Origin of the sequence: Streptomyces sp. (assembly GCF_036524955.1) — a bacterium.
Lineage (GTDB): Bacteria > Actinomycetota > Actinomycetes > Streptomycetales > Streptomycetaceae > Actinacidiphila.
Genome location: NZ_DATDBG010000261.1, coordinates 33270 through 54532, shown reverse-complemented (window position 1 = coordinate 54532; position 21263 = coordinate 33270). Strand labels below are relative to the sequence as shown.

Sequence of the window (21263 nt, the reverse complement as noted above, 5' to 3'; positions counted from 1 at the left end):
TGGGCGCACGATGGAGGCATGGGCGAGTCGGCTCACGACGAGCGGTACCGGGCGGCGGCGAGGGCGCTGCGCAACCGGATGGTACGGCGGATCGTCGCGGGCGGCGGACTGACCGACCCGGCCTGGCGGCAGGCGTTCGCGGAGGTACCCCGGCACCTGTTCGTACCGGGGTCCGAGGGAGTGGGGTACGAGCGGCCCGCGTACGAGCGGCCGGGCGACGGCCGGGCTGGACGCGAGCGCCCCGGGTACGAACGCTCCGGGTACGGGCGCCCCGGCTCCGACCGGCCGGGCGAAGCCGTGGAGGCGCGGCGGCGGCTGCGTCGGCTGGCCGCCGCCTACGCGGACCAGCCGATCGCCACGCGGGTGGTGGAGGGGGAGCTGGTCTCCTCGATCAGCCAGCCGTCGCTGATGGCTGTGATGTGCGAGGCACTGGAGGTGATCAAGGGACAGCGGGTGCTGGAGATCGGCGCGGGCACCGGTTACAACGCGGCGCTGCTCGCCCACCGGCTCGGCCCGGACACGGTCACCACCATCGACCTCGACCCGGAGATCACCGCCGCCGCCCGCGCGCACCTGGACGCGTACGGTACGCCGGCCGCGCGTTCGGTCGTCGTGGTCACCGGCGACGGTGCGCTCGGTCATCCGGACCGGGCCCCGTACGACCGGATCATGGCCACCTGCGAGCTGCCCTGGATCCCGCCGGCCTGGCTCGCGCAGTGCCGGCCGGGGGGCCGGATCCTCGCCCCGTTCGCGACCGCCGTGGTCGTCCTCACCGTGCACGGCCCTGACCGGGCCGAGGGCCGCTTCCTGCGCACCCCGGCGTTCTTCGTCCCGCTGCGGGGCGCGGCCGGGGGTACCTCCCGGGCTGAAGGCTCCGGGGGAGGGGCGCCCCGGGGCGGCATCGCCGGCGCGCTCTTCACCGGCCGCCACCCCGAGCGCGACCGCTTCGGCCTCACCGTGGACGGCCCCCGGCAGTGGGTGTGGCTGGACGACCCGCACGGCCCGGAGACCTGGCCGCTGACGTCGTAGCATCCACGGCCGAACGTACGGGCCCGCGACCGCCTGACGCGCCGCCGCGCGCGGGCGACCGCCCTGCGCCACCGCCCCCCGACCGGTCGGAGCACGTTCAGCGACCGCCCGCCACCGACCGCCTCACGCCCGCCGCAGCGTGATCGTCGTCCACGCCCCCACGTGCACCCGGTCGCCCTCGTCCAGCGGGACCGGGGTGTAGGGCCGGATCGGGTCCTCGGCCAGGTTGACCGTGGTGCCGTTGGTCGAGTCCTGGTCGACCACCGACCAGGTGCCGTCGGGCTGTTGCACCAGCACGGCGTGCTGGTGCGAGACGCCCGGGTCCTCCGGGGCGCGGGACAAATCGATGTCGGGACCCTCGCCGGTGCCGTGCCGGCGGCGGCCGATGGTGATCTGGCGGCCGACCAGCGGCAGTTGCACCTCGGGCGAGAACGCGGGGAAGTACAGGCCCTGCGCCTCGGGGCCGCTGCGGGCCATCATCGCGGTGAAGTACGCGCGGTCGGCGGCGATCACCGCCACCCACGCCGTGCCCCGGCCGGCCGCGGACGGCACCACCGTGGGCACGGAGGAGGGACCGGCGACTGACGTGGGCGCGGAGGGCGCGGAGGCTGCGGACGGAGACGACGGAGACGACGGAGACGGGGAAGGACCGGCGGACGCCGCGGACGCCACCCCCGGGTGGGGCCTCACCGGCTTCGACGGCGGGTCCAGCAGGAAGTCCCCGGACCCCGAAGTCACCGTCACCGACTCCGAAGGCACCGGCTCCGCCGGCCGGTTGATCTGCGAGGGCCGTGACCGCTGCGACTCGTAGCGCTCGTAGGGCGGGAACTCCGGCGCGACCGGAGAGACCGGCGGCGCCGGAGCCGACGGCCCGACCGGCGGGGACAGAGGCGGCTCGGCCGGCGACACCGGCGCGATCGTCGGCGAGTGGGTCCGGAAGTTGTAGCGGCACACCTCGCAGTAGATCGCCGCCCCCTCCCGCGGGGTGTCGCACACCGGGCAGAGTTCCAGGCGTTCCGCCGGTTCGCCGTCGAAGCCGGGCGGCGAGGCGGAGGCCGGCGGCGTGGAGGACGACGACGCCGAGGACGACGAGGAGGCGGACGACGACCGCGGCCCGTAGGCCGAGTACGGCGCGTCCATCCGCATGCCGCAGACCTCGCACCAGTCATCGGTCCCGGACTGATGACCGTTCGGACAAATCGGCATGGTGCCGGGCCCCCTCCGTCGTGTCACTTCTTGACGCGGACCGTCTTCGTCGACCGCGTCTCCAAGGTCATCTCATCGGCGTCGGCGACCCTCGCCTTGAGCCGCACAGTACCGCTCGCGGCGTCCACCACGTCCACCACTTTGGCCAGCAGCTTGGCGGTGTCCTCGTTGCCGGACGCGTTGGCGAGCTGCACCGCGCGGCCCAGCTTCGCTGTGGCGCCGTCCAGGTCACCGGCCTTGCGGGCCTCCAGGCCCTGCTGGATGACCTGGGCGAGTTCGGCCTGCCCGGTGTAGTGGGCGACCTGCGGGCTGATGCGGGTGGAGGCGGCCATGTCGTCGGTCCACACCGCCCGTACCAGGCCCTGCCCCAGGACCTGCGAGGTGCCGTCGGGTGCCGGCAGCACCAGCGACAGCCGGGCGGCGAGCATCTCCTGGCCGATACCGGCCGGGGGCACCCGCACGGAGACGTGGTAGTCGCGCGATTCGTCGCCCCACGACCCGGTCGGGTAGTCGCCCGCCCGCGGACCCACCTCGGTACGCCGCGCGGTCAGGTCCTCCACCGTCGGCGCGACCTGCTTCACGAAGGCGATCTCGGCGCCCTGCGGGGTCCACAGCCGCAGCGCCACGTCCGCGACCTCCTTGCCCATCGCTTTCTCCATCAGCGCCTGGAAGTCGGCGGCCAGGCCGGCCGGGTCGGCGACGATGTCGGCGGACCCGAGCAGCGCCGAGGCGATGCCGGTCACCTCCTTGACCTCCCAGTCGGTGCCGACGCCGCGGGCGTCGCAGGTGAAGCGGCCGGCGCAGGCGTCCAGGGTGTCCCGCAGGGCCTCGGGGCTCTCGTGCTCGTTGCGGCCGTCGGTGAGCAGGATGCCGTGCCGGATGGCCACGTCACCGGTGGCCAGCAGCCTGTCGGCCAGCCGCAGCCAGGTGCCGATGGCGGTGCCGCCGCCCGAGGTGAGCTTGCGCAGCGCCAGCTTGGCCTGGGCGCGGGTGGCGGGCCCGGCGATCGCCAGCCCCCCGTCGGCCGGGTAGACCTCGCGGGCCTGGTGGGTGCCGGCGACGACGGCGAAGGCCACACCGTCCCGGAGCGTGTCGATGGCGACGGCGGTGGCGTCCCTGGCGTTGCGCATCTTCGTCGGCGGGTACTCCATGGAACCCGAACAGTCGACCATGATGACCACGGCCGCGCTCGCCGAGGCGGTGGAGCCCGGCAGCGGCCGGCCGCCGGTGGTGCCGCCACCGGTCGAGGTGACCGTGACGATGGCGTTGACCTCACGGCCGCCCTCGGGGAGGTACTCGTTCTGGTACACGTCCACCGAGAACTGCGGCACATTCGACTTGGAAAAAACTGCCATCGTTTTCCTGCGCTCCTTAAACCCCTCGGGCCCGCAGGCCCTCATCAAGCTCCGCCCCAGCGTCACAGACAGCTAGGCGGTTGGGAATCCTGTCCGGGACATGGCGGCCGGGAACGGCAGCACCGCGACCGTCACGTTGTCGTGGCCGCCGCCGTCCAGCGCCACGCCGAGGAGCGCGCGGGCGCTGTGCAGCGGGCGGGCGCGGGCGTCGACCGGTACCACCTCGGCCATCTCCGCGGCCGATTCGGCGTAGTTCCACAGCCCGTCGGTGCACACCACGATCACCCCGGGGCCGTCCGGCTGGAACGCGGCGACGTGCGGATCGACGTCCACCGCGTCGGCGCCGAGCCACCCCGTGATCGCGTGCGCGCGCTCGTCCGCGTATGCCTCCGCCTCCGACATCAGCCCGGCCGCGACCATCCGCGCCGCCCACGAGTCGTCCTCGGTGAGCCGCGCGGAGGGCAGGCTGCGGTCGTCGGGGACCCAGTACGCGCGGCTGTCGCCGATCCAGCCGACAGTGAAGACCGGGCCGGTGACGACCGCGCTGACGCAGGTGCAGGCGGGCGCGTTGTGGTGCGGGCGGCCGTCCGGCGGCTCCTCCTCGGCGGCGAGCGCGGTGACCGCGTCGAAGGCCGCCATCAGCGCGCCGCGCATCGCCTCCTCCGCGCCGGTGCCGCGCTCCAGGGCGCCGAGCAGCCACTCACTGCCCGCGGTGGAGGCTGCGGCCGAGGCGTCGTCGGGACGGTACGCGGTGGACACGCCGTCGCACACCACGGCGGCCACCGCGGGGGTGCCGTCGGGCAGCCGGGCGGCGGCCACGGTGAAGGCGTCCTCGTTGCGGTGGTGCCGCAGACCGCGGTCGCTCACCGCCGCCACGCCCTCCAACTCCTGCTCCTGGTGGTCGCGCTGGCGGGGCTGCGCGTGGCCGCAGTGCTCGCAGTAGCCGTCGTCGTCCACGCCGCCGAGCCCGCAGGCCACGCACACGGTGCCGGTGCCTCCGGTGGCCGCGGGAGGTTCCTCCGCACGGGGGTCGGACACACGGGCGGTGAGGCCCAGCGCGAGGGTGGCGCCGCTGTCCGCGTGCGGCGGCGCCGGCACGAAGGAGCCGGAGGCGTCGGGGTCCGGCCGCCCTGCGCCCGAGGCCCCTCCGGCAGTCGGCTCTCCGGCCGTGCCGCCGGGAGCGGTGCCGCTGCTGTCGTCGCGGTCCGCGCCCGGTCCGGCGCCGGCCGGACGCGTGCCCGGCCCGGTGCCGGTCGTACCGCTGCCCGGTCCGGCCGCGCGGGCGGCGGCCGCCGTCGTCAGGTCCAGGCCGCAGACGCCGCAGAAGAGGTCGCCCTCGTCCAGCGGCTCGGCGCAGTGGGGGCAGATGGTCGGAGGAGTGTCGGGATCGGTCGAAGGCGCCGACTCGGGCAGCGGTGGCATCGGTTACACCCATGTCCGGGGGCGGAAGCGGTTCGCCCGCTCCACCAGTTCGATCCTGGTGCTGCCCTGCTGGGCGAGCCGGGCCAGCACGCGGTAGGAGCGTTCCAGGCCGAACCGCAGGCCGCGCTCGCTCAGTTCGGCACCGAGCACACGGCCGGTGGGCGACGCCGCCGGGGCGCCCGCCTCGCCGGTGCGTCCGGCCAGCACCCAGTCCAGCGCGCTGCCCAGCACCTCCGTCGCCAACTGCTCGCGCCGGTCGGCGTCCAGGCCCTGCCGCTGCAACTCCTCGACCTGCCGGGAGGCCGCGTACAGATCCGGCAGCAGCGGCTCGCCCGGCGACCGTTCCCGCAGCCGGGCCCGTATCGCGGCGACCCTCGCCGCGGTGTAGTGGATCGAGGACTCGGGCACCGACTCCAGCGCCCGTACCGCCCCGTGCCGGTCGCCCGACCGCAGCAGCACCCGGGCCAGGCCGAACGCGGCGCTCACATAGCTCTGGTCGGTCGCCCACACCAGCCGGTAGTACTCGGCGGCGTTGTCGAGCTGGCCCAGCACCTCGGCGCAGATGCCCAGTGCCAGCTTGGGCGCGGGCTCGCCGGGGAAGGCGTCGTAGACCGCGTCGAAGCTGAGCGCCGCCGTCCCGTGGTCGCCGGTGCACAGCGCGGCCAGCCCGCGGTGCCACACCACCCGCCAGTCGGCACTGCCGTCGGCGGAGTGGGCGAGCGACCGCAGCGCCAGTCGGGCGCCCTCGGTGTCGTTCAGCTCCAGGCGGGCCCGTACGTCGCGCAGCCGCTTCTCCACCGAGTCCTCGGGCGCCGACTGGAGCGCCACCACCAGTTCGGCGGGCGCTGCGGCCGAGAGACCGGCGAGGAAACCGGCGTTGGGGTCGGACGGGTCCACGTGCGGTACGGGCAGGGCGAGTACGGCGGCGCCCGCGTCGAGACGGGACACCACGGGCGTGGCGGGGCCACGGGCGGGCCGCCCGCCCGCGATGGGTCCGCTGCCCGGTACGGGGACGGGCGCGGCGCCCCCGCCGTGAGCCGTGGAGGGCAGCGAGACCGGCGCGCCGCCCCCCGGCGGCAGCGCCCCTGCCCTCTCCCGCTCGCGGGCCGCCCGCGCCGGCGCCCGGTCCCCGCCGAGTGTGGAGGTGTCACCGGTCACCGGCCGCACCAACTCCGTGTCCACCACCCGCAGTTCCGGCCCGAACAGGGTGGACAGGGCCGGCCGTGGCTGTCCCGTCTCCAGCGCCACGACCTCCCGCAGCACCCCCAGCAGCTGGTCCGCCATCTCCTCCGCGGAGGCGAACCGCTTGCCCGGGTCCGGGTCGGTGGCCCGTACCAGCAGCCGGTAGAACGACTCGTACCGAGAGAACACCTCGATGTTGGCCGGGTCGGGCAGGCTGTCCGCGAAGACATTGGTGTAGCCCTGGAAGTCGAAGGTCAGCACGGCCAGCGTGCGCGCGACGGTGTAGAGATCGGAGGCGACCGACGGCCCCACCTCGGCGACCTCGGGCGCCTGGTAGCCGACCGTGCCGTAGATCGCCGACTCGGCGTCGTCCATCCGGCGCACCGCGCCCATGTCGATGAGTTCGAGCCGGTCCCCGGTCTGGATCGCGTTGTCCACCTTGAAGTCGCAGTACAGCAGGTTGCGGCTGTGCAGGTGGCCCAGGGCCTCCAGCGCCTCGATGGCGTACGCGATGGCCTGCGCGACCGGCAGCGGCTCGCGCCTGCCGTCCGGGCCGCGCCGCTCGTTGGCGATCTCCTTCAGCGACTTGCCGCCGACGTAGGCCATCACGATGTAGCCGTCGAGGGTGTTGGTGCGCTGGTCGAGGTGTTCGACGAAGTTGTAGATGCGGACGATGTTGGGGTGCTCGATCTCGGCGAGGAACCGCCGCTCGGACAGGGCCGCGGCCAGCGCGTCCTCGTCCCCGGTGTCCAGCAGGCCCTTGAGCACCACCCAGCGGTCGGAGACCGCGCGGTCCACCGCGAGGTAGATCCAGCCGAGCCCGCCGTGCGCCAGGCACCCCACCACGTGGTACTGCCCGTGCACCACGTCGCCCGGCCGCAGCTTGGGCGTGAAGGAGTACGGGTGCCCGCACTTGGTGCAGAACCCCTCGGTACGGCCGGGCCGGTCGCCGCGGCTGCGGCCCACGGGCGCGCCGCAGTGGCTGCAGTACCGCTTGCGTTCGGGCACCTCGGGGTTGGCGAGCACCGCGGCGGCCGGATCGGGCCGCGGGATCGGCGGTACGGACACCAGGCCGGCGCCCAGCTTGCCGCGCGCGGGACCGCCGGTGCTGCCCCGGGTGCTGCGCACCGAGACCGAACGGCCGGTGGAGCCGCCGCTCAGGCCCTGCGACAGCCGCCCGGAGACCGACCGGCGGGACGCCTGCGAGGAGGACTTCGACGAACGCGAGGACTGCGAGGCGGAAGGCCCGGAGTCCGAACCGGACCGCGCCGAGGGCACGGCGGCGGCGGGCCCCGGCCCGGGAGCCGGAGCCGCGGCCGGCAGCGGCGCGAGCCCGCACGTGTCGCAGTACAGCTCCCCGCCGCCCATGTCCTCCAAGGTCCCGCCGCAACCTGGCCGTTGGCACTTGCTCACGGTCTCCCCCTCAGCCTTTCTCCGACGTTTTCCCGTCGGTCGCCGTTGTGCGTGTCCTGCCGCCCGCCGCACGTGTGATCCCGTCCGCCGGCCCCTGTCCCCGCCCCTGTCCCCGCTCCTGGCCCTGTCCTCGTCCCCGTCACACCGGCCCCCGGCGGTCCTCGGGCGTACGCGGCGTGCTGCCGATCTCCGCGACGGCCTGCTGGTAGCGCTGAACGGTGCGCTCCGCGGCGGCTAGGTCGCACGGCGCGCTCCACAGCAGGCGGCGTGCCTGGTCGTACCGTTCGATCAGCACCGGGTCCTCGGCCATGCCCAGCCTGGCCACCTTCGCGCGGTACGCGTCCAGCCTGCCGCGCAGCTCGGCCCGTACGGCCAGCGGCGCGGTCACCGCGGTCAGCGAGTCGCGGGCGCGCAGCAGTTCGTCGTCGGCGTGCTGTTCCAGGCTGTCCAGCAGCGGGGAGAGCCGGTGCCATTGCGCGGTCCGGCTGAACCCCTCAGCCGCGGCCAGCTGTTCGTGCAGCGCCGCGGCCGGGCCGCTGACCGCGGGCACGTCGGAGGCGAGGATCTTCGACAGCACCTCGACGCGGGCGCTGCGCGCCTCGGTCAGCGTGCGGTCGGCCCGGGACAGCACGTCGCGCAGCCGTTTCAGCCGGTGCTCGGCGTCGTCCCGTACGTGCAGCACCGCCTCCACCTCGCGGCGGATCTCCTCCAGGCGGCGGCCCGCCTGCTCGTACCGCGAGGTGTCGGGCCGGCCGGGCGGCGGCTGCGCCTGCCAGAAGGCGAGCGGGTCCGACACGGTCTGCGCCCGCAGCACGGTCAGCTCCGCGACGAGCTGCTCCAGTTCGTCGCCGGACGGATGGGTGCCGGGACGTACGCCCACCGAGTCCGCCAGTGACCGGACCCGCCGGGTCTCGGCGGCCAGCAGGTCTATCCGGGCCGGCAGCGCGGACCACACGGAGTCGGCGGCGGCCACCGTCTCCATGGCCTGGTCGTACCACCCGTTCATCCGCTCCAGCAGCCGCTCCAGGCTGAGCTGTTCGGTCAGCCGGGCGGGGCCGGTCAGGGAGCGGGCGCCGTCCGGCACCGCGGCGCCGGTCACCGTGACGCCGTCGCCGCGCAGCAGCTCGGTGAGCCGGTTCAGCTCGGTCTGGGTGGGCCAGCGGCGGCGGCCCCGCAGCTCCCGGGCGGCGGAGAGAGCTTCGGTGTACGCCTCGAAGTGCGTCCACAGCACGGAGATCGCGGCGTCCGTCTCGGCCCACCGCTCCTTGGTGACGCCGGTCAGCTCCGCGCCCTCCAGCAGCCGCCGTCCCGAGTGGTCCTGGAGGGCGAGCAGGGAGGACTCGATCGCCTCGTGCTCGGTGCCGAGCCGTGCCAGGGCACGGTCCACCTCCTCCCGGCCCATCACCGGCCCGGATGGTCCCGCGACCGCCATCACACCCTCTTCCTGTGCGTTCGTGGGCGTCACTTCTGCGTTGTCGGCGCCGCTTCTTGCCGGCACTGCTTGTCGGCACTACTTATACGTCGGCATCAGTGCTGCGTCGGCGTCACTTTGTACTTCGGCTCGGGCGGCCCGCTGATCCCTTTCAGCTCGTCGGCGAGCCAGTGGTCGTACGACTTCATCCACGCGCTGCCGGAGCCGCCCGCCCGGTAGCCGTCGAGAACCTGATTCACCCTGCGTACCAGATCGGGGGAGCCGAGGTTCATGGCCACACCGTACGGCTCCCGGGTGACCGGTCGGCCCTTCAGTTCCATCGAGGGGTCCTGCGCGGCCTGGCCGGCGGCGAGGGCGTTGTCGGTGAGGACCGCGTCGGCCAGACCCAGTTGCACCCTGACCAGGCAGTCCAGCTGGTTGGGCACGATCTGCACATCGGCGCCGAACCGCTGGGCGTCGGACTTCCCGGTGGCCTTGTCGATGTCGGTGAGCTTCGTGTCACCGGTGGAGTCGTCCGCCGTGCAGACCCTCATGCCCTTGAGGCTGGCGTCGTACCCCGTGATCGGTGAGCTCTTGGGGGCGAGGATCTGCTGGCCCGCCTCGAAGTAGGCGGTGGAGAAGGCCACGTCCTCCAGCCGCTTGCAGTTGATGGTCATGGTGCGTACCACCATGTCCACCGTGCCGTTCTCGATCAGCTCGATGCGCTTGTTGGTCGGCACGGTCAGGTACTGCACCTTGTCCTCGTCGCCGAGGATGTCCTGCGCGACGGCCTTCACGATGTCGATGTCGAAACCGTCGATCCGGCCGGTGGCCGGGTCGCGGAAGCCCCACAGATAGCTGTTCTGGTCCACGCCGACGACCAGGCGCTCGCGGTCGACGATGGTCCGTACGGCGGCGCCGTCGGTGGGGCCGGTCAGCGGGTCCAGGCTCGCTTCCGGGTCGGCGCAACCGTCCTGGGCGGACGCGTAGCCGGCCCGCGTGACCGGCACGGCCGGGGTGCGTACCGCCGGCGCGGCGTCGGTACCGCTGTCGTCCAGCGGCAGCAGCGCGGCGGTCACGGCCAGCGCGCACGCCGCCGCCATCGCCGCGACGCCGCCCCAGCCCCGCCTCGCCCACAGCCTTCGGCCCGGGAGGTGCCCCCCACCACTCACCGTCCGCCTCCTCGCCCCGTCTGTACTTTTCATACGGTCCGCCCGCTTCGTCCGCATCCCGCTCACCGGTACTCCGACAGGCGGCGCCCGATGCCGAGCACCGCGCCCGCCGCGGCCAGCAGCGCGAGCAGTGCCGCGCCGGCCGGCAGCAGCGACAGGGCGCCGCGGCCGTCGTCGGCCGCCTTCCGGAACTCCCCCTGCTCCTGGACGACGGCCTGCTCCAGGCTGTCGTCCACCGCGCGGAAGGACTGCTCGGTGGTCTCCTCGACTTCGTTGTTGTCGCTGTCCAGGCCGCCGATCACCCGGGCGACCGCCGTCGTGTAGTCGCCGTTGTCGTCGCTCTCGCGGGCCGCCGCGTGCCGTTCCCGCCAGGTCTGCACGTTCTTGATGGCCGCCTCCACCGGGGCGCGACCCTCGGGGCTGTCCGCGAGCGCCAGCGCCCGCGCCAGTTCGCCGCCGACGCCCTCGGGGTCCTCGCCCGCGAGCGCGTCCATGCCCTCGTTGAAGTTCGTGTCGTACTTTTCGCCCGAACCCCGCGCCACCAGCGTCAGGTTCTCGTCGCCGCGGGACTGGAGCACCTTGATCCGCGCGTCGTTGAGCACCTGCATCGACCTGGCGCCGTGCGCGTACGAGGTGTCGAGCTGCGTACGGGCCACCGTGTGCCCCACCACCAGCCACAGCAGGACCACCGCGCCGGCGGCGCTCGCCGCCAGCATGCCCTGGTTGAACACCCGGTTGGTACGGCGGTAGTGGCGGCGCTGCGCCCACACCAGGGCGCCCAGCGCGGTCACGCCCAGCGCCCACGCGGCCCACGGCAGCGCCTCGGCCCGGCCGTAGTCGTGGCCGAGGCGGGCGGTCTCCGCGGCGTACAGCTTTCCGGCCGCGTCCAGCAGACCGCCGTCCTTGCGCATCTGCTCGTTGGCGTACCGCAGATAGGCGCCGCCCAGCGGGAAGCCCTGCCGGTTGTTGGCCTGGGCGGTGGCGACGAGCTCCACGTAGAAGGGGAGTTGGGTGTTGAGCGAGGTGAGCTGGGCGCGGGCCTCGGCGGAGCCCTGGCTGTTCGCGGCGGCCTCGGTGATCAGGCGCGTGGCCTTCTCGATGTCCTTCTTGTAGCGGACGGAGGATTCGGAGGATTTCGGCTGCTGTCCGCCGACCAGGAAGCCGCCCGCGACGGTGGCGTCCGCGTCGGCGAGGGAACGGTAGATCTCGGCGGCGTCCGCGCTCAGCCGGGCACTGTGGTTCAGCACGTCGCCGGCCGCGGTCGAACGCTCGGTGATCTGCCAGGCGGTGACGGTGCCGAACGCGACGACGAGGACGGCAAGGGTCGCGCCGATGATGCGGAGGCGGCCGGGCTCGGTGGTGGCCGAGGCGCGCAGACGCTCGGCCGTTTCGCGCCACGCCCGGCGCCGCGGTGCCGCCCGGGGCGCCGCGGACCCTCCTGTGTCTGGTGCTGCGCCTCGCGTCGGCGTGTGCGTCACTTACCCTCCCCCAGCCCCGGACCACCGCGTATGCGGAGGTCATGCAGCAGTATGGCTGGCGCTGCCTGCGCGCTTCCACCGCCGGGGGCGGATCTCCCCTCCCCCCAGCAGCCCACACGCTCCCGCACGGGGGTTCGGTTCCACGCCCGCTGAACCGGGAAGCGGGGCGGGTGGGCGCACGGCCGGGGTCGTACGCCGTGCGCCCGCGCGCCGCGCTGCCGGCGCGAGCCCTTCCGTACCCCCCGAACTGTCAGGCGTAGTGCGCGCGCAGGGCCGCGTGGGCCGCCGGGGGCGCGGTGACGCGGTCGAGGCCGAGCAGCGCCGCGCCCAGGACCGGGGGAGCGGTGACGACGCGGGGGCGGGCCTTGGGGGCGCGGGAGGCGAGGCGGGCGGTGAGCGCGTCCATCAGATACGGATGGCGCGCCGCCATGACGCCACCGCCGAGCACGACGTCCGTCTCCTCCTCCAGCAGGTCGAGCCGGCCGAGTGCCACCACGGCCAGCGCGACGATCTCCTCGGCCTGCCGGTCCAGGATCGTCCTGGCCACCGGATCGCCCGCGTCCGCCGTCGCGAAGAGAACCGGCGTGAGCTCGTACGTCCGCGTCCCCGGAATCGTGTGCAGGTGCAGCGCCTCGATCAGCGCGGACATCGACGGCAGCCCGAAATGCCCCGGCAGCGTCGAGGCCAGCGCGGTCGGCCCGCCGCGCCCGTCCTCGGCGCGGGCCGCGTACCACAGGGCCTCCTCGGCGAGCCCGTACCCGCCGCCCCAGTCCCCGGATATCCTGCCGAGCGCCGGGAACCGCGCGGTGCGCCCGTCCGGCAGCATCCCCACGCAGTTGATGCCCGCGCCGCACACCACCGCGACGCCCCGTGGCTCGTCCACCCCGGCCCGCAGGATCGCGAACGTGTCGTTGGCGACCCGCGTGGTACGCGCCCACCCCCGTGCGTGCACCGCTGCTTCGAGTTGCCGCTCCTCGACCGGCAGGTCCGCGTTGGCCAGGCACGCCGACGTGTGTTCGGCCAGCGGTGTCCCGTCCCCCGCCGCACTTCCCTCGGCGGCCAGGCCCGCCTGGGCGGCCGCGCGCGCCACGATGCGCGCGAGCGACCCGACGGCCGCCTCGACCCCGACGACCGGCGGCTGGAACCCGCCGCCGCGCGCGGCGCCGAGCACCGTCCCGTCGGCGGCGACCAGCGCCACGTCGGTCTTGCTGTTGCCCGCGTCGATGGCGAGAACGCCGCCGGGCACGAGCGGCTCCAGGGTCAGGCCCACGCCAAGTGCTCCCGGTTGTGCGCGACGAGACGGTCGGTCAGCGCGTCCGCGTACTCGTACTGCCCGATCAGCGGGTGTGCCAGCAGCGCCCGGAAGACCCGGTCCCGCCCGCCGCGCAGCGCCGCGTCCAGAGCCAGGTCCTCGTACGCCGTGACGCTCGCGATCAGGCCCGCGAACAGCGGATCGAGCGGTGCGACCGGCAGCGGCGCGGCGCCGCCGCCGTCCACCACCGCCGGCACCTCGATCACCGCGTCGTCGGCGAGGAACGGCAGGGTGCCGTTGTTGTACGTGTTCACCACCTGCACGTCGCCGGACCAGGAGGCGGACGCGGGCCGCAGCAGGGACGCGGCCAGCGCCACCGCCGCTTCCGAGTAGTAGGCCCCGCCGCGTTCGGACAGCAGTTCCGGCTTCTCGTCCAGAGCCGGGTCCGCGTACATGTCCAGCAGCCGCTGCTCCATCGCGGCCACCTCGGCCGCCCGCGACGGCTTGGTCCGCAGCTCCCGCACCACCTCGTCGTGCGCGTAGTAGTACCGCAGGTAGTAGGAGGGCACGACGCCGAGCCGGTCCAGGATCTCCCGCGGCAGGCGCAGCTCGGCGGCGATCTCGGCACCGTGTCCGGCGAGCAGCTTCGGCAGCACGTCCGCGCCGCCCGGCCCGCCGAGCCGCACCCCCCGCTCCCACGTGAGGTGGTTGAGCCCCACATGGTCGAGGTGCACCTGTTCGGGCGCCACATCCAGCAGTCGCGCGAACTTCCGCTGGAACCCGATCGCCACGTTGCACAGCCCGACCGCCTTGTGCCCGGCCTGGAGCAGCGCCCGCGTCACGATGCCGACCGGGTTGGTGAAGTCGACGATCCAGGCCTGCGGCGCCACCCGCCGCACCCGTTCGGCGATGTCCAGCACCACCGGGACGGTGCGCAGCGCCTTGGCGAGGCCGCCCGCGCCCGTCGTCTCCTGCCCGACGCAGCCGCACTCCAGCGGCCACGTCTCGTCCTCGTTGCGTGCCGCCTGCCCCCCGACGCGCAACTGGAGCAGCACCGCGTCGGCTCCCGCCACTCCCGCCTCCAGATCCGCGGTGGTCACCACCTTCGCCGGGTGTCCCTGGCGCCCGAGGATGCGCCGGGCCAGCCCGCCCACCAGCTCGACCCGCTCGGCCGCCGGATCGACCAGCACCAGCTCCTCGACCGGCAGGCTCTCCCGCAACCGCGCGAATCCGTCGACCAGTTCGGGCGTATACGTGGACCCGCCGCCCACGACTGCCAGTTTCATCCCTTGACTCCTGTCAGGGTCACGCCTTCGATGAAGGCCTTCTGCGCGAAGAAGAAGACGGCGATCACCGGTGCCATCACCAGTACGGTGGCCGCCATCGTCAGGTTCCAGTTGGTGTGGTGGGCGCCTTTGAAGGACTCCAGGCCGTAGCTGAGCGTCCAGGCGGCGGTGTTGGAGCTGGCGTAGATCTGCGGGCCGAAGTAGTCGTTCCAGCAGTAGAAGAACTGGAAGAGGGCGACCGCGGCGAGGGCCGGTTTGATCATGGGGACGATCACGGTGAGCAGGGTGCGCAGTTCGCCGCAGCCGTCGACCCTGGCGGCCTCGCCGTACTCCTTGGGGATGGTGAGGAGGAACTGCCGCAGCAGGAAGATGGTGAAGGCGTCGCCGAAGGCCATCGGGACGATCAGCGGCCACAGGGTGCCGTCGAGGCCCAGCTGCTTGGTCCAGAACAGGTACATCGGGATGACGACCACCTGCGGGGGGAGCATCATCGTGGCGACCACCAGCACCATGACCAGGTTGCGCCCGCGGAACCGGAACTTCGCCAGGGCGTAGGCGACCGGCAGCGAGGACGCGATGGTCAGGGCGGTGCCGCAGACCGCGTAGAGCAGGGTGTTGCGCCACCAGGTGAGGAAGCCCGGGGTGTTCCAGACGGTGCGGAAGTTGGACCACTGCCAGGAGTGGGGCCACAGGTCGCGGGTGAGGGCCTGGTCGTCGCTCATCACCGCGGTGAGGAAGACGAAGACGAAGGGGAGCACGAAGAAGGCGGCGGCTGCGATGCCGAGGGCGTGCACCGCGATCCAGTGGAGCCACTGTCTGCGCCGGGCGGCGCGCCGGGCGCGGGCGGCGGCGCTCTGCGGGGCGCTCCCGCCGGACGCGGCGGTGCCGGTGGTGAGAGTCGCGTGGGTCATGGGGATCAGTCCTCCGCCGACAGGAAGGTGCCCCCGCGGCGCATCAGCAGCGCTGTACAGGCCATCGCCAGGGCGAACAGCACCAGTGCCACGACACACGCGGATCCGTAGTCGAAGCGCTGGAAGCCGAGGTTGTAGACGAGCTGCGGGAGCGTCAGGGTCGATTTGTCGGGGTAGCCGGGCTCGAACTGCTGGCCGGAGTTGCCGATGACGCCGGAGGCGACCTTCCCGGCGACCAGTGGCTGTGTGTAGTACTGCATGGTCTGGATGACCCCGGTGACCACAGCGAACGTCACGATCGGGGAGATGTTCGGGAGCGTCACGAACCGGAAGCGGTGCCACGCTCCCGCGCCGTCCAGCTCGGCGGCCTCGTACTGCTCCTTCGGTACGTCGAGCAGGGCGGCCATGAAGATCACCATGAGGTCGCCGATGCCCCACAGGGCCAGCACGGTCAGCGCGGGCTTGGACCAGTGCGGGTCGGTGAACCACCCCGGGGTGGGAACGCCGATGCCGCCGAGCATGTGGTTGACCGGGCCGGTGCCGGGGTTGAGCAGGAAGACGAACGCCATGGTGGCGGCGACCGGAGGGGCCAGGTAGGGCAGGTAGAAGGCGGTACGGAACAGGCCCGCGCCGGTCTTGATCTTCGTGATCAGCAGGCCGATGCCGAGCCCGAAGACCACCCGCAGGGTCACCATGACGACGACCAGCCACAGCGTGTTGCGCAGCGCGGGCCAGAACAGCGGGTAGTCGCCGAGGACGTACGACCAGTTCGTGCCGCCGGTCCAGGCCGGTGGGTTGAACCCGTCGTAGTGCATGAAGGAGAAGTAGACGGTGGACAGCAGCGGGTAGGCGAAGAAGACGCCGAAGCCGACGAGCCAGGGTGACAGGAAGGCGAGGTTGCGCAGCGCACGCCTGCGGCTGCGGGCGCGCAGCGCGCCGCCGGGCCGCCGGCCGGGTGCCGGGAGGTCGGTGGCGCTCATCACTTGACCTGCGCTATGTCCTTGTCGACCTGGGAGTCGACGCCGCGCAGACCGGCTTGCAGATCCTTGGACCGTCCGGACTCGTACGCGTAGCCGAAGTCCTGGAGTGTGGCCTGGTACGCGCCGCCGTTGACACTGGACGGAGTGGTCGTGCTGTCCGGGTGCCGCACGATGCCGAGGAAGGTCCGGAAGCCGGGGTCGGCGTCCAGCCGCGGGGACTCCAGCGCGGCGAGTGTGGAGGGCACGTTGTGGATGGCGTTGGCGAAGGAGACGACCGCGTCGGTGTCGGTGGTCATGAACTTCACCAGTTCCCAGGCGGCGTTCTTCTTGGCGCTGGTGCTGGCGATGCCGATGATCGTGCCGGACAGGTAGCCCCTGCCGTACGTGCCCGCCTGGTCGTCGGGGACCGGGAAGGGCGCCACGCCGAGGTCGTTCATCCCGGCGTCCCTGGCCATGCCGAGCCGCCACTCGCCGTCGATGCCCATCGCGACCTGGCCGGTGTGCAGCGGGTTCTTCGCGCCGAACTCGTCACCGAAGCCGGCCCGGTACTTCTCCAGTTTCGTGAAGCCGCCGAGTGCCTTCACCAGGTCCTGCTGCCAGGTGAACATCGCGGCGAAACCGGGGTCCCGGGCCACCCGGGACCTGCCCGCCGCGTCAAAGTACCGCACGCCCCACTGCGCGGCGAAGCGGCCGGGCGTCGACTCGTAACCGTGAAAGTTCGGCATGAAGCCGAGTTGGCTGTACGAATCCCCCGTGGTCTTCGTCAGCTTGACCGCGTCCTGCTTGAACTCCGACAGCGTCTTCGGCGGCGCGGTGATGCCGGCCGCGGCGAACGCCTTCTTGTTGTAGTAGAGCCCGTACGCGTCGCCGAGCAGCGGCAGGGTGCAGCGCTTCCCCTGGAACTGCGTGTACTCCAGCATCGGCTTGGGGAAGGTGGCGGCCGGGTCGATGGCCGACTTCGCCAGGAAGGGTGCGAGGTCGGCCAGGGAGCCCGATGAGCAGAACTGGCCGACGTTGTCGGTGGTGAAGGAGGAGACGACGTCGGGGGCCCGGTCACCGCCCGCCCGCAGCGCCTGGTTGATCTTGTCGTCGGAGATGTTGGCCTGCACCTTGACGTGGATGTTGGGGTGCGCCGTCTCGAACCGGTCGACGTTGTCGTTGATCGCCTTCAGCTCGCTCGGGGCGCTCCAGCCGTGCCAGAACGTGATGGTGACGTCCTTGGAGGCGTCGTCGTCGGCCGAGGTGGAACCCTGGCCGGTACACGCACTCGCGAGCAGGGACAGCGCGGCGGTGACCGCCATGGTGGCGGCTGCCTTTGTCAGACGGGACACAGCTCTTTACCTCCGGGGTTGGAGAGGGGGCGTTTCGGGGGCGCGGCGCTGCGCGGGTAGGCGGTGCCGTCGGAACGGCGTGTTCGGGGTGCCGTTCCGCTCGGTGAGCGGGGGTGACGGGGCGCGGGGCGGTCGGGCTTCGGCGCGGGTGACGGGGAAGCGGTCGGACGGGCTCAGCGCGTGGTGTCGAACACCTCGTCGCGGGTGGCGGCCAGGGCGCTCTCCAGCGCCCCGGTCAGTACGGGGTGCGTCTGGACCGTGCCGAGCACCAGCCGCGGCCGGGGTACGGCCAGCTCGGCCAGCTCGGACTGGATCAGCGCGCGCAGGGGTTCCCCGCCCGCGACGGTGACGGCGCCCGACAGCACGATCAGCTCCGGGTCGAGTACGGCGACGAGCGAGGCCAGGCCGATCGCGTGGCCGGTGGCGCAGCGGGCCAGCAACTCGGCGTACGGGTCCCCGTCCGCGGGGCGGCTGTCCGCCGGTCGCCGGTCCGCCCGGGGCCCGTCCGGCTGCTGCCGTTGTGCCGGGACCCCGTCCGCGTGGCGCCCGGCGGCCCGGGCCAGCAGTTCCGCCGCCGCGTCCTGCACCGTGCCCGCCGGAACCTCCAGCCCCAGCTCACGGGCGATTCCCAGCACCGCGGTGCAGCCCGCCAGCTCCTGGAAGCCGCCGTTGTTGGTCTTGGCGACGTTGCGGACCAGCGGCGTGCCCGGCACCGGAAGGAAACCGACCTCGCCCGCGCCCCCGGTCCAGCCGCGGTGCAGCCGGCCGCCGATGACGAGGGCGGCGCCGATGCCCTCCTCGTTCCACAGCAGCACGAAGTCGCCGTGGCCGCGGGCCGCGCCGATCCGCTGCTCGGCGACCGCGGCGAGGTTGACGTCGTTGTCGTACTCCAGCGGCATCGGCAGCGCGGCGGCCAGCTCGTCCAGCAGCGTGGGGGAGTGCCAGCCGGGCAGGTGGCTGGCGTACCGCAGCCGCCCGGTGCTGGGGTCGAAGGCGCCCGGTGTGCCGATCACGGCCCGGTGCAGGTCGTCCCGGCTGAGCCCGGCGGCCTTGACCGCGCCGTCCACCGCCGCCACCACCTGCTCGACCGCGCTGTCCGCCCGGCGGTGCGGGGTGGGCAGCGTGAAGCCGCCGACGGTCCGTCCGGTGATGTCGGCGACCGCGGCCTGGATCCGCTCGGTGTTGACGTCGAGACCCGCGACGTGGGCCGCGGCCGGGTTGACCGAGTAGAGCTGGGCGTTGGGTCCCGGGCGGCCCGCGGTGGTACCGGTCGCCTGCACCAGTCCGGCCGCTTCGAGACGGGCCAGCAGCTGCGAGGCGGTGGGCTTGGACAGGCCGGTGAGTTTGCCGATCCGGGTCCGGGACAGCGTGCCGTGCTCCAGCAGGAGGTCGAGTGCGGCGCGGTCGTTCATCGCGCGCAGGACGCGCGGCGTGCCGGGGGTGCCAGGTGTGCCAGCCATGCGCGCCATCCTCCCTCAGTGCACTGTTAGGAAACTTTCCTATTGGTGAAACGAAAAATAGGCCCCCCTTCGGGCCACCGTCAAGGGGGGCGCCGGAAAAAAGGGGGGCCGGGACGAAGGGGGCCGGGAAGAGAGGCCGCGGAACGGCCGTGGGAAGGCTCAGACCTCTCCGGCGGAGGGCTGTGGCGGCACCGACGCGGGCGCCGGAGCGCGCACCGGCGTGGGCGACTCTCCGGACTCGCCGCCCTCCGCGCCCGCCCCGGGAGCGCCCGCCACCTGCTCCTGCCCGACTGCCGACGTACCGCCGGTGATCACGATGCCCGCCTCGTCGAACGCCAGCTTGATCCGCCAGCGCAGCTCGCGCGCCACCGCCGTCGCCTCGCCCGGCATCGTCCTGGCCTGCGCCTGGATCACCACCGAGTCCGAGGTCACCGACTCGAGGCCGAGCACCTTGACCGGCTCCCAGAGCCGCTCGTCCCACGGGCTCTGCTTGCCCATCGCCTCGGCGGTCGCCGCGATCACCGACCGCGCCCGCTCCAGGTCCTCGCCCGTGCCCACCTGCACGTCCACCACGGCTGTCGCCCAGCCCTGGCTGAGGTTCCCGATCCGCTTGACCTCGCCGTTGCGCACGTACCAGATCTCGCCGTTGTCGCCGCGCAGCTTCGTCACCCGCAGCCCGACCTCGATCACGGTGCCGCTGGCCACGCCCGCGTCGATCACGTCGCCGACGCCGTACTGGTCCTCGAGGATCATGAAGACCCCGGACAGGAAGTCCGTCACCAGGTTCCGCGCGCCGAAACCGATCGCCACGCCCGCGACCCCGGCGCTCGCCAGCAGCGGCGCCAGGTTGATCCGCAGCACCGACAGGACGGTCAGCGCGGCCGTGCCCAGGATCAGGAACGACGCCACGCTCCTGAGCACCGAGCCGATCGCCTCGCTGCGCTGCTTGCGCCGCTCGGCGTTGACCAGCAGGCCGCCCAGCGTCGTATTGGCAGCGGCCTCCGCACCCCGGTTCATCCGGTCGATCAGCCGGGTGATGGTCCGGCGCACCACCGAACGCAGCGCGACCGCGACGATCACGATGAACACGATGCGGAGTCCGGCGTTCAGCCAGTCCGCCCAGTTCTCGTCCACCCAGCTGTTGGCCTGGACGGCGGACTCGGGCATGGCGGTGAGGATTGCGGCGGCTCGGGGCGTCGCGGTGAACACGGGTGGGACCTCCGTCGGGGAAACCGGTCTTCCAATCTAACGGGGGACCGTTGCCGTCCTGTTGCCCTGTTCAAGGAGCGGAAGCCCGAAAACCGGGGGATGTAAGGAGAGTGCGCCGAAGTCTGGAGGAGAAAGTGTGGTCCAAAACACCCTCGGTCCGTTACCCGGGCGTGGTGGCGCGGCGCCCTGCCTTCCGGAGAGACTGAGACAGATCGTCCCGGCGCGAGCCACGCGCCGCCGGCGTTAAAGGAGGCATCCGTGCCGCATGTCCTGGTCCTGAACGCGTCGTACGAGCCGCTCGGCGTCGTACCGCTCCGCCGCGCGCTCATCCTCGTGCTCAACAACAAGGCCGTATGCCTCGAGGAATCCGGCGCCTATCTGCACAGCGAGACGCAGGCGCTGCCCGCGCCCAGTGTCGTCAAGCTCACCAAATTCGTGCGCGTGCCCTTTCGCGGCACCGTGCCCCTCACCCGCCGAGCACTCTTCGCCCGCGACGGCGGCAAGTGCGCGTACTGCGGAGCCGCCGCCACCAGCGTCGACCACGTCATCCCGCGCAGCCGCGGCGGACAGCACGTCTGGGACAACGTGGTGGCGGCGTGCAGACGCTGCAACCACGTCAAGGCGGACCGCCACGTCGCCGAGCTCGGCTGGCGGCTGCGCCATCAACCGGCCCCGCCGTCCGGACTCGCCTGGCGGATCATCGGGACCGGACATAGGGACCCGCGCTGGCTGCCCTACCTGCAGCCGTTCGGCGCGGACGACGCCCTGGCCCGGATCGACGGCATATCAGCCTGAGATCCGGGCCTTCGTGTCTGTGGCGCAACACCTCCGGCCTGCGCGTACGCGGGGCCGGGGGTGTTGTCGCCCGCGGCAGCAGCCGGTCGTCGGCCTGCCGCACCCCCCCGTGTCAGGCCGGTGCCGCTCAGGTGCCGTGGGCGGAGGACCGGTGCCCGACCTGCGTGACCCACCGCCGGTCACCCCGGACGCGCCCAGCCCGGGACAGTGCGGCCGTCAGCGGCCCGCCCGGAATCACCTGCGCAGGTCGGCACAGCGCTCAGCCGTCCACACCGGCCCGGGATCCGGGTCGTCGTGTGTCACGGGACGCGTGCCCCGGCTCTGGGGGGCGTGCGTCCGCACGGGGTCCGGACCGCCACGGCGGCCCGGGG

At 73.1% G+C, this 21263-nt stretch carries 18 protein-coding genes; 4 read left to right on the top strand and 14 right to left on the bottom strand.

Annotated features, from left to right (window positions below):
• Positions 1-18 precede the first annotated feature (18 nt).
• On the top strand, positions 19-1029 hold the full coding sequence (locus VIW71_RS20860; protein ID WP_331623943.1) for a methyltransferase domain-containing protein: 1011 nt from the start codon (positions 19-21) through the stop codon (positions 1027-1029).
• 123 nt (positions 1030-1152) lie between these two features.
• On the opposite strand, the gene VIW71_RS20855 is transcribed toward VIW71_RS20860, so the two are convergent.
• Positions 1153-1593: an FHA domain-containing protein gene (locus tag VIW71_RS20855; RefSeq protein ID WP_331623942.1), complete on the bottom strand. Its 441-nt coding sequence runs from the start codon at positions 1591-1593 to the stop codon at positions 1153-1155.
• Between VIW71_RS20855 and VIW71_RS20850 the strand changes: the two genes are divergently transcribed.
• Both VIW71_RS20850 and VIW71_RS20845 read left to right on the top strand, forming a co-directional pair.
• Positions 1586-1840, top strand: coding sequence for a hypothetical protein (locus VIW71_RS20850; protein WP_331623941.1), 255 nt, complete (start codon positions 1586-1588; stop codon positions 1838-1840). The genes VIW71_RS20855 and VIW71_RS20850 overlap by 8 nt on opposite strands.
• Positions 1841-2014: 174 nt before the next feature.
• A complete protein-coding gene (locus VIW71_RS20845; RefSeq protein WP_331623940.1) occupies positions 2015-2149 on the top strand; it encodes a hypothetical protein in 135 nt (44 codons plus the stop codon).
• Positions 2150-2258: 109 nt separating this feature from the next.
• Here the strand turns inward: VIW71_RS20845 and VIW71_RS20840 are convergent, their stop codons facing one another.
• The 13 genes from VIW71_RS20840 to VIW71_RS20780 all read right to left on the bottom strand — a co-directional run bounded on the left by VIW71_RS20840 (position 2259) and on the right by VIW71_RS20780 (position 20055).
• Entirely contained in the window at positions 2259-3590 is a 1332-nt protein-coding gene (locus VIW71_RS20840) for a vWA domain-containing protein (RefSeq protein WP_331623939.1), read from the bottom strand.
• A 72-nt stretch (positions 3591-3662) separates the two neighbouring features.
• On the bottom strand, positions 3663-5012 hold the full coding sequence (locus VIW71_RS20835) for a PP2C family serine/threonine-protein phosphatase (RefSeq protein WP_331623938.1): 1350 nt from the start codon (positions 5010-5012) through the stop codon (positions 3663-3665).
• 3 nt (positions 5013-5015) lie between these two features.
• Positions 5016-7562, bottom strand: a complete 2547-nt coding sequence (locus VIW71_RS20830) for a serine/threonine-protein kinase (protein ID WP_331623958.1) — start codon at positions 7560-7562, stop codon at positions 5016-5018.
• Between the two features lie 184 nt (positions 7563-7746).
• Entirely contained in the window at positions 7747-9039 is a 1293-nt protein-coding gene (locus VIW71_RS20825) for a hypothetical protein (protein WP_331623957.1), read from the bottom strand.
• Positions 9040-9134: 95 nt separating this feature from the next.
• Positions 9135-10190: a glutamate ABC transporter substrate-binding protein gene (locus VIW71_RS20820; protein WP_414720798.1), complete on the bottom strand. Its 1056-nt coding sequence runs from the start codon at positions 10188-10190 to the stop codon at positions 9135-9137.
• A 62-nt stretch (positions 10191-10252) separates the two neighbouring features.
• Positions 10253-11668: a hypothetical protein gene (locus VIW71_RS20815; protein WP_331623937.1), complete on the bottom strand. Its 1416-nt coding sequence runs from the start codon at positions 11666-11668 to the stop codon at positions 10253-10255.
• Positions 11669-11918: 250 nt separating this feature from the next.
• Positions 11919-12938 carry an N-acetylglucosamine kinase gene (locus VIW71_RS20810; protein ID WP_331623936.1) on the bottom strand — a complete coding sequence of 340 codons (1020 nt, stop codon included), beginning with the start codon at positions 12936-12938 and terminating at the stop codon, positions 11919-11921.
• Positions 12929-14206: a 6-phospho-beta-glucosidase gene (locus VIW71_RS20805; RefSeq protein ID WP_331623935.1), complete on the bottom strand. Its 1278-nt coding sequence runs from the start codon at positions 14204-14206 to the stop codon at positions 12929-12931. The genes VIW71_RS20810 and VIW71_RS20805 overlap by 10 nt, the downstream gene beginning before the upstream one ends.
• Positions 14203-15117 carry a carbohydrate ABC transporter permease gene (locus VIW71_RS20800; RefSeq protein WP_331623934.1) on the bottom strand — a complete coding sequence of 305 codons (915 nt, stop codon included), beginning with the start codon at positions 15115-15117 and terminating at the stop codon, positions 14203-14205. The genes VIW71_RS20805 and VIW71_RS20800 overlap by 4 nt, the downstream gene beginning before the upstream one ends.
• A gap of 5 nt (positions 15118-15122) precedes the next feature.
• Positions 15123-16097: a carbohydrate ABC transporter permease gene (locus VIW71_RS20795; RefSeq protein WP_331623933.1), complete on the bottom strand. Its 975-nt coding sequence runs from the start codon at positions 16095-16097 to the stop codon at positions 15123-15125.
• Positions 16097-17398 carry an ABC transporter substrate-binding protein gene (locus tag VIW71_RS20790; protein ID WP_331623955.1) on the bottom strand — a complete coding sequence of 434 codons (1302 nt, stop codon included), beginning with the start codon at positions 17396-17398 and terminating at the stop codon, positions 16097-16099. Before VIW71_RS20790 ends, VIW71_RS20795 begins: the two co-directional genes overlap by 1 nt.
• Positions 17399-17601: 203 nt before the next feature.
• A complete protein-coding gene (locus tag VIW71_RS20785) occupies positions 17602-18888 on the bottom strand; it encodes an ROK family transcriptional regulator (RefSeq protein ID WP_331623931.1) in 1287 nt (428 codons plus the stop codon).
• A 159-nt stretch (positions 18889-19047) separates the two neighbouring features.
• On the bottom strand, positions 19048-20055 hold the full coding sequence (locus tag VIW71_RS20780) for a mechanosensitive ion channel family protein (RefSeq protein WP_331623930.1): 1008 nt from the start codon (positions 20053-20055) through the stop codon (positions 19048-19050).
• A 300-nt stretch (positions 20056-20355) separates the two neighbouring features.
• Between VIW71_RS20780 and VIW71_RS20775 the strand changes: the two genes are divergently transcribed.
• A complete protein-coding gene (locus VIW71_RS20775; RefSeq protein WP_331623929.1) occupies positions 20356-20892 on the top strand; it encodes an HNH endonuclease in 537 nt (178 codons plus the stop codon).
• Positions 20893-21263 lie beyond the last annotated feature (371 nt).

Excerpts from the sequence above, each read along its gene's own strand:
- VIW71_RS20795 (WP_331623933.1), bottom strand. The coding sequence starts at position 16,097 with ATGAGCGCCACCGACCTCCCGGCACCCGGCCGGCGGCCCGGCGGCGCG.
- VIW71_RS20805 (WP_331623935.1), bottom strand. The coding sequence starts at position 14,206 with ATGAAACTGGCAGTCGTGGGCGGCGGGTCCACGTATACGCCCGAACTG.
- VIW71_RS20840 (WP_331623939.1), bottom strand. The coding sequence starts at position 3,590 with ATGGCAGTTTTTTCCAAGTCGAATGTGCCGCAGTTCTCGGTGGACGTG.
- VIW71_RS20790 (WP_331623955.1), bottom strand. The coding sequence starts at position 17,398 with ATGGCGGTCACCGCCGCGCTGTCCCTGCTCGCGAGTGCGTGTACCGGC.
- VIW71_RS20785 (WP_331623931.1), bottom strand. The coding sequence starts at position 18,888 with ATGGCTGGCACACCTGGCACCCCCGGCACGCCGCGCGTCCTGCGCGCG.
- VIW71_RS20780 (WP_331623930.1), bottom strand. The coding sequence starts at position 20,055 with ATGCCCGAGTCCGCCGTCCAGGCCAACAGCTGGGTGGACGAGAACTGG.
- VIW71_RS20860 (WP_331623943.1), top strand. The coding sequence starts at position 19 with ATGGGCGAGTCGGCTCACGACGAGCGGTACCGGGCGGCGGCGAGGGCG.
- VIW71_RS20835 (WP_331623938.1), bottom strand. The coding sequence starts at position 5,012 with ATGCCACCGCTGCCCGAGTCGGCGCCTTCGACCGATCCCGACACTCCT.
- VIW71_RS20800 (WP_331623934.1), bottom strand. The coding sequence starts at position 15,117 with ATGACCCACGCGACTCTCACCACCGGCACCGCCGCGTCCGGCGGGAGC.
- VIW71_RS20830 (WP_331623958.1), bottom strand. The coding sequence starts at position 7,562 with ATGGGCGGCGGGGAGCTGTACTGCGACACGTGCGGGCTCGCGCCGCTG.
- VIW71_RS20825 (WP_331623957.1), bottom strand. The coding sequence starts at position 9,039 with ATGGCGGTCGCGGGACCATCCGGGCCGGTGATGGGCCGGGAGGAGGTG.